7 protein-coding genes are annotated in these 6,513 nt (G+C 39.3%); 1 reads left to right on the forward strand and 6 read right to left on the reverse strand.

Annotated elements, in window-relative coordinates:
- Positions 1–37 precede the first annotated feature (37 nt).
- The 6 genes from rlmN to tgt form a co-directional block, all read right to left on the reverse strand.
- Positions 38–1,147 (reverse strand): dual-specificity RNA methyltransferase RlmN, encoded by a 1,110-nt coding sequence (rlmN, locus tag BQ7314_RS13035; protein ID WP_174484125.1) that lies wholly within the window; start codon positions 1,145–1,147, stop codon positions 38–40.
- Positions 1,119–1,550, reverse strand: coding sequence for a nucleoside-diphosphate kinase (gene ndk, locus BQ7314_RS13040; RefSeq protein WP_174484126.1), 432 nt, complete (start codon positions 1,548–1,550; stop codon positions 1,119–1,121). The genes rlmN and ndk overlap by 29 nt, the downstream gene beginning before the upstream one ends.
- A 199-nt stretch (positions 1,551–1,749) precedes the next feature.
- On the reverse strand, positions 1,750–2,679 hold the full coding sequence (gene secF, locus BQ7314_RS13045; protein WP_174484127.1) for a protein translocase subunit SecF: 930 nt from the start codon (positions 2,677–2,679) through the stop codon (positions 1,750–1,752).
- A 14-nt stretch (positions 2,680–2,693) separates the two neighbouring features.
- Positions 2,694–4,544, reverse strand: a complete 1,851-nt coding sequence (secD, locus tag BQ7314_RS13050) for a protein translocase subunit SecD (RefSeq protein WP_174484128.1) — start codon at positions 4,542–4,544, stop codon at positions 2,694–2,696.
- A gap of 88 nt (positions 4,545–4,632) precedes the next feature.
- The gene (gene yajC / locus BQ7314_RS13055) at positions 4,633–4,980 is read right to left on the reverse strand and encodes a preprotein translocase subunit YajC (protein WP_174484129.1); all 348 of its coding nucleotides are present in this window, start codon (positions 4,978–4,980) and stop codon (positions 4,633–4,635) included.
- 42 nt (positions 4,981–5,022) lie between these two features.
- On the reverse strand, positions 5,023–6,138 hold the full coding sequence (gene tgt, locus BQ7314_RS13060; protein WP_174484130.1) for a tRNA guanosine(34) transglycosylase Tgt: 1,116 nt from the start codon (positions 6,136–6,138) through the stop codon (positions 5,023–5,025).
- 138 nt (positions 6,139–6,276) lie between these two features.
- On the opposite strand from tgt, the gene BQ7314_RS13065 reads away from it, so the two are divergent.
- Positions 6,277–6,471, forward strand: a complete 195-nt coding sequence (locus BQ7314_RS13065) for a hypothetical protein (RefSeq protein ID WP_174484131.1) — start codon at positions 6,277–6,279, stop codon at positions 6,469–6,471.
- Positions 6,472–6,513: the final 42 nt, after the last annotated feature.

Below are 6,513 nucleotides of genomic sequence, written 5' to 3' on the forward strand. Positions count from 1 at the left end.
AAACTACTAAGAGCCAAAAGTGCAACCTTCAGCAGCTTCACGATAATAACCCCATCTTCTGTAATCGCTCTGCTCGACGACTTTTATCCAAAACCTTACCTACCAACTGGCCACAAGCGGCATCTATGTCTTCACCACGTGTTTTACGTACAGTGGTAATAATACCCGCCTTATGTACTACATCTCTGAACTGCTCTATCGCAGCTTTAGATGAGCACCTATACTGGGTATTAGGAAAAGGGTTAAACGGAATTAAGTTCATTTTCGATGGTACATTTTTCAACAGTTTAACTAATGCTCGTGCATCAGCCACTGAATCATTAATACCCTCTAACATGACATATTCAAAAGTAATAAAGCCCCGCGGCGATCCTTCGATATATTTCTTACAAGCAGCCATTAACTCTTTTAACGGATACTTCTGATTAATTGGCACCAAAATATCACGCAACTCATCCGTTGAGGCATGTAAGGACACCGCCATACTAATATCACAAACTTCGGTTAAGCGATACATAGCAGGTACAACGCCTGAAGTACTAATAGTGACACGCCGTTTTGACAAACCAAAAGCAAAATCTTCAGTCATTAAATTCATCGCAGGTACGACATTATCAAAATTCAATAAAGGCTCGCCCATGCCCATCATGACTACATTGGTAACTCTTCCTTCTGCCCCCATGCGTGCATTAGCCGCCATTAACTGACCAATAATTTCAGCTGTGGTTAAATTACGATTAAAGCCTTGCTGTGCAGTAGAACAAAAAGTACAGGCCAAAGCACAACCGACCTGTGATGAAACACACAAAGTAGCACGTGTTGCTTCAGGAATATAAACCGCTTCAACCTTGTTGCCGCCGCCCATTTCTACAATCCATTTACGCGTACCATCACTAGCAACCTGCTCTAAAATTATTTCAGGTGCAACAATACAGCAATGCTCATTTAAGTAAGCCCGTAAAGACTTACTTAAATTACTCATCTTATCAAAATCAAACTCACCCTCTTGATAAATCCATTTTATCAATTGGGTGGCGCGAAAAGGCTTCTCGCCAATTTCGGCAAAAAAGGCTTGTAGGCCCTTTCTATCGAAATTGAGTAGATTTATTTTTTCTTTATTAACGGATACGGTCACAAAGCTCTGCATCTGAGAAGAAATAAGCAATTTCACGTGCTGCAGATTCTGAAGAATCTGAACCATGCACAGCATTTTCATCAATACTCGTGGCAAAATCAGCGCGAATTGTACCTGCTGCAGCTTCTTTAGGGTTAGTTGCTCCCATTAAATCACGGTTTTTCAAGATTGCGCCTTCGCCTTCTAACACTTGAACCATAACTGGACCAGAAATCATAAAAGCAACTAAATCATTGAAAAAAGGACGCTCACTATGCTCTGCATAAAAGCCTTCTGCTTTTTCTTTAGATAGTTGCATCATTTTAGCTGCAACGATACATAATCCATTTTTTTCAAAGCGGCTATAAATTTCACCGATATGATTAGCCGCTACTGCATCAGGTTTTACGATAGAAAAAGTACGTTCTACTGCCATTTTTTAAACTCCACAATTAAAATAAACACAAAATAAAATAAATAAAAACTATCTAATACATCTCTTATCAAAATGCATCTGAATTACAAATACTGTTACGCCTAAGGAGCGCACATAAAATAAAACCCGAAACTTAGCTTATGAAACACCGCTAGTCCTCGAAGGACAGGCGGTGCTTTCGGGTATTATTGAGCTTAATTTAAGGCATCATATCAAATTCTTTACCTTCAACTTCAACCTCAGGCACCATTAAATCTTCTTTGCTGACACCTAGCGCCAAAACAAGAGGACTTGCAACATAAATAGAGGAATAAGTACCCACTACGACACCAATCAATAAAGCAATCGCGAAATTATGAATAATTTCACCACCCAATATAGCTAAAGCAACCAAGACTAAAAGTGTCGTTAATGAAGTCATTAAAGTACGACTTAAAGTCTGATTTAACGAAGCATTCATAATAACTTCTGAAGAGCCTTTACGTAATAGTCTAAAATTCTCACGGATACGATCATAAACAACGATAGTATCATTCAAGGAATATCCGATAACGGCCAGAATGGCGGCTAAAACAGTCAGATCAAACTCCATTTGAAAAACTGAAAAGCACCCTAAAGTAATTAAAACATCATGCGCTAATGCAGCAACAGAGCCTAAGGCGAATTTATATTCAAAACGCCAAGCAACATAAATTAAGATACCAAACATGGAATAAAGTAATGCTAAGCCGCCATCTTCAGTTAATTCATCACCGACCTGTGGGCCAACAAATTCAACCCGGCGCACATCACCCTTTTCAGCCATACCGACATTAACAGCATTCAATACATTAGTGCTGATTTCAGCATTACTCACTCCCTCTTGTGGCTTTAAGCGAATCAAAACCTCTTGAGATGAACCAAAATGCTGTACTGTTGCGTCATTAATTCCTGCAGCTTCTAACCCGGCACGCATAACTTTTAAATTAACCGCTTTCTTATAGCCGATTTCAACTAGAGTTCCGCCAGTAAAATCAATACCCAGCTTTAACCCTTGCACAGCTAAAGAGCCTATAGTCACAAGTAACAATAAACTAGAAAAAATAGCTGCAAATTTACGTTTACCTAAAAAATCAATTTCTTTTAACATCGTATGTCCCCTTATTAAATAGATAGCTTGCTAATACGACGACCACCATAAATCCAGTTCACAAGCATTCGAGAACCTAAAATAGCAGTAAACATAGACGTTAAAATTCCTATTGCTAAAGTAATAGCAAAGCCTTTAATTGGCCCTGTACCAAAACCAAACAAGACCAAAGCAACTAATAAAGTAGTGATATTCGCGTCAAAAATAGTCGCAAAAGCTTTTTCATAACCTAGAAAAATACTGGTTTGCGGTGACTGTTTGTTTTTTAACTCCTCTTTGATTCGTTCAAAAATCAAAACATTGGCATCAACTGCCATACCGACGGTTAACACAATACCCGCAATACCTGGCAATGTTAACGTCGCTTGCAACATAGAGAGTACAGCGATAATAACTATAAGGTTAAAAGTTAATGCCAAGTCGGCAATTAAGCCAAAAACTTTATAGTAAACAGCCATAAAGATAAGCACCAATACAAAGCCAACAACGACCGATAAAACACCCTTATCAATATTATCCTGTCCTAAGCTTGGCCCAACCGTACGTTCCTCAACAATATCAACCGGCGCAGCTAACGCGCCAGCCCTTAAGAGCAAGGCCAACTTACGTGCCTCCTGTGAGCTATCTAAACCCGTGGTTTGAAAACGCTTACTAAACGCATCACGCACGGTCGCAATACTAATAACCTCTTTAATTTGTTCTTTACGGCGAACTTTCTTACCATTCACAATATGTGTCGTCGATTTCTGCTCGATAAACACAACAGCCATAGGCTGGCCAATATTGTCACGGGTAAATTTACCCATTTTCTTTGCGCCAATACCATTTAAAACGATATTAACTGAGGCCGAACCATTTTGATCTAAGCCGGATGATGCATCAACAATCTGATCACCGGTAATAATGACGCGTCGTTTTAATAATACAGGGGTCTTCGTATCTCGCTCATAATACAAACTGGAGCCCATCGGAATATGTCCGGCCAAAGCTCTTTGTATATCGTGCTCAGTATCAACCTTACGATACTCAAGCGTTGCTGTTGTGCCTAAAATTTCTTTTGCACGTGTTGTATCTTGTACACCTGGCAACTGAACAACAATACGGTTATCACCTTGCTGCTGAATAACAGGTTCAGACACGCCTAATTCATTAACACGATTCCGTAAAGTAGTAATATTTTGTGCTAACGCAAATTTCTTAATTTCTTTTATTTCTTTTTCTGAAATACTTAAATATAAAATCGGCTGCTCATCTGCCACTTTCACATTTAACTTACGAAATTCAGTATCAGCTAATGCGATGGCTGCTTGCTTATCTTTATCATTGCGTAAAACAACTTTAACTGCGCCACTATCAAAGCTAACCGACTTATAACGAATCTTAGCTGTACGTAGTGCCGAACGTATATCATCATTATATCTTTGCTCAGCTTGTTTCAGTGCTGCATCCATATCCACTTCTAATAAAAAATGCACCCCACCACGCAAATCCAAGCCTAAATACATCGGCTCTGCACCTAAAGACCTTAACCAATCAGGGGTAGCAGGCGCTAGATTAAGTGCGACTGTAAATTTATTACCGATACTATTGCGCAATAAGTCTGCCGCACGCATTTGCTCATCAGTATTATTAAAGCGCACTAAAACTTTATTTTTTTGCATTTCAACAGCTTTAACTGCAATCGCTGCCTGTTTTAATAAGCTCTCTATATTGTTCAGCTGTGCAGAAGATATTTTAGTCTCATTACTCGCTGAAATTTGCACAGAAGGATCATCACCAAAAATATTAGGTAATGCATAGACAATACCTACAAGTAAGACCGTGATAATTAAAAAGTTTTTCCAGAAAGGGAAATGGTTTTGCATGATATGTCCGTCAAGATAAATCAGTGGCTGACACAATGAATTGTGTCAGCTTCATTATTAAGCACTGCATTAATTCCGTAGCGCAGGATTAAGATTTTGTTTTTTTCATTTGAACTTTATAAGTTCCTTTGGGCATCAAGCTACCAATTTGATGGCGTTGCACCTGAATGACCACATTATCCGCCACTTCAACTTGGACAAAATTTTCATCCAAACTAACAACCCTGCCTAAAACACCGCCACCGGTTACAATTTCAGCGCCAGGCTGCATTTGCTCAAGCATTTTTTTATGCTCTTTGGTACGCTTATGTTGCGGTCTCAAAAATAAGAAATAGAAAAATACTAAAATACCCAGTGGAAATAGCATACCTTCCCAACCTGGTTGTTGTGCTGCTGGAGCAGCCTCGGCTAAAGCATCAGATATAAAAAAACTCATGAAATCCCCAAAGTTGAATACGTTTAATAAAAAAGCCCATCATTATGCCATATCCGGAACAGCTTTGCCCCGTTGTTCATAAAAACTCTTGACATATTTTTCAAAAACATTGTTTTCAATGCTTGTACGCAGGTCCTGCATTAAATTTAAATAATAATGTAGATTATGAATAGTATTTAAGCGCGCGCCTAAAATCTCATGACATTTATCTAAATGTCGTAAATAAGAGCGCGAATAGTGTTGACAGGTATAACAGCCACAGGACTCATCAAGCGGTTTAGTATCAAACTGATACTGGCTATTACGAATTTTAATCACACCCGTTGTTGTAAAAATATGGCCGTTACGCGCGTTACGTGTCGGCATCACACAATCAAACATATCAATACCACGCCTAACACCTTCAACTAAATCTTCCGGCGTGCCAACACCCATTAAATATCGCGGTTTATCGACCGGCAAATGCGGGTGCACAACATCTAATGTACCCATCATTTCCTCTTTGGGCTCGCCTACAGATAAACCACCAATAGCATAACCATCAAAACCAATACCAACTAAACCCGCAATCGACTCATGGCGTAAATGCTCATACATACCCCCTTGAACAATGCCAAATAAAGCATTTGGGTTATCGCCGTGTGCTTTTTTGCTACGCTCCGCCCAACGCAAAGATAAACGCATTGAATCAGCCGCTTCCTGAACGGTTGCCGGATAAGGCGTGCATTCATCAAAAATCATCACGATATCTGAGCCTAAATCACGCTGCACCTGCATCGACTCTTCGGGACCCATAAAAATATTATGGCCATCAATAGGTGATTTAAAGGTCACGCCCGCTTCGGTAATTTTACGTAAATCCCCCAAACTAAAAACTTGAAAACCACCAGAGTCCGTCAAAATTGGCCCTTGCCAAGCCATAAAGTCATGCAAATCACCATGCGCTTTAATAACGTCAGTCGTGGGGCGTAACATCAAATGAAAAGTATTACCCAGTATAATTTGCGCACCAATATCGGTTAACTCATGCGGTGACAGAGACTTAACTGAGCCATAAGTACCCACGGGCATAAAAATAGGTGTTTGCACAACACCTCGCGCAAAAGTCAACTGACCACGTCGTGCTTGGCCGTCGGTGTTTAATAGATCAAATTGCATAGGTCAAAAAAGGCTATAATAAAAATTTGTGCATTATATCAGCCGCAGATTAAAGTTCTGGGTTAAAACTCATGTGTGAGCATCAGGGAGATGCTGGACTTGCACTAATAACTATTCAAAAAACTATTAAATACAGACATGAAAAAACATTTCGAAAAAGACTATAACAGATTAGTAAAAGAAAAGCTTTCCGTAGACAACAGAAAAGATGCTATGGAACAAAGCATAGGTGGTAACTTCCACCACTTTGGAATACTTCAACGAGAACTTCTTCTACAGCAAGGACTTAGGGATGACAATAGTAACTTCTCATTATCCACAGGCAAATATTAAAAAATTGCTTTACAATATATTCTATGAACTCGCCTAAACCGA

This window comes from methanotrophic endosymbiont of Bathymodiolus puteoserpentis (Logatchev) (genome assembly GCF_900128525.1).
GTDB lineage: Bacteria > Pseudomonadota > Gammaproteobacteria > Methylococcales > Methylomonadaceae > Methyloprofundus.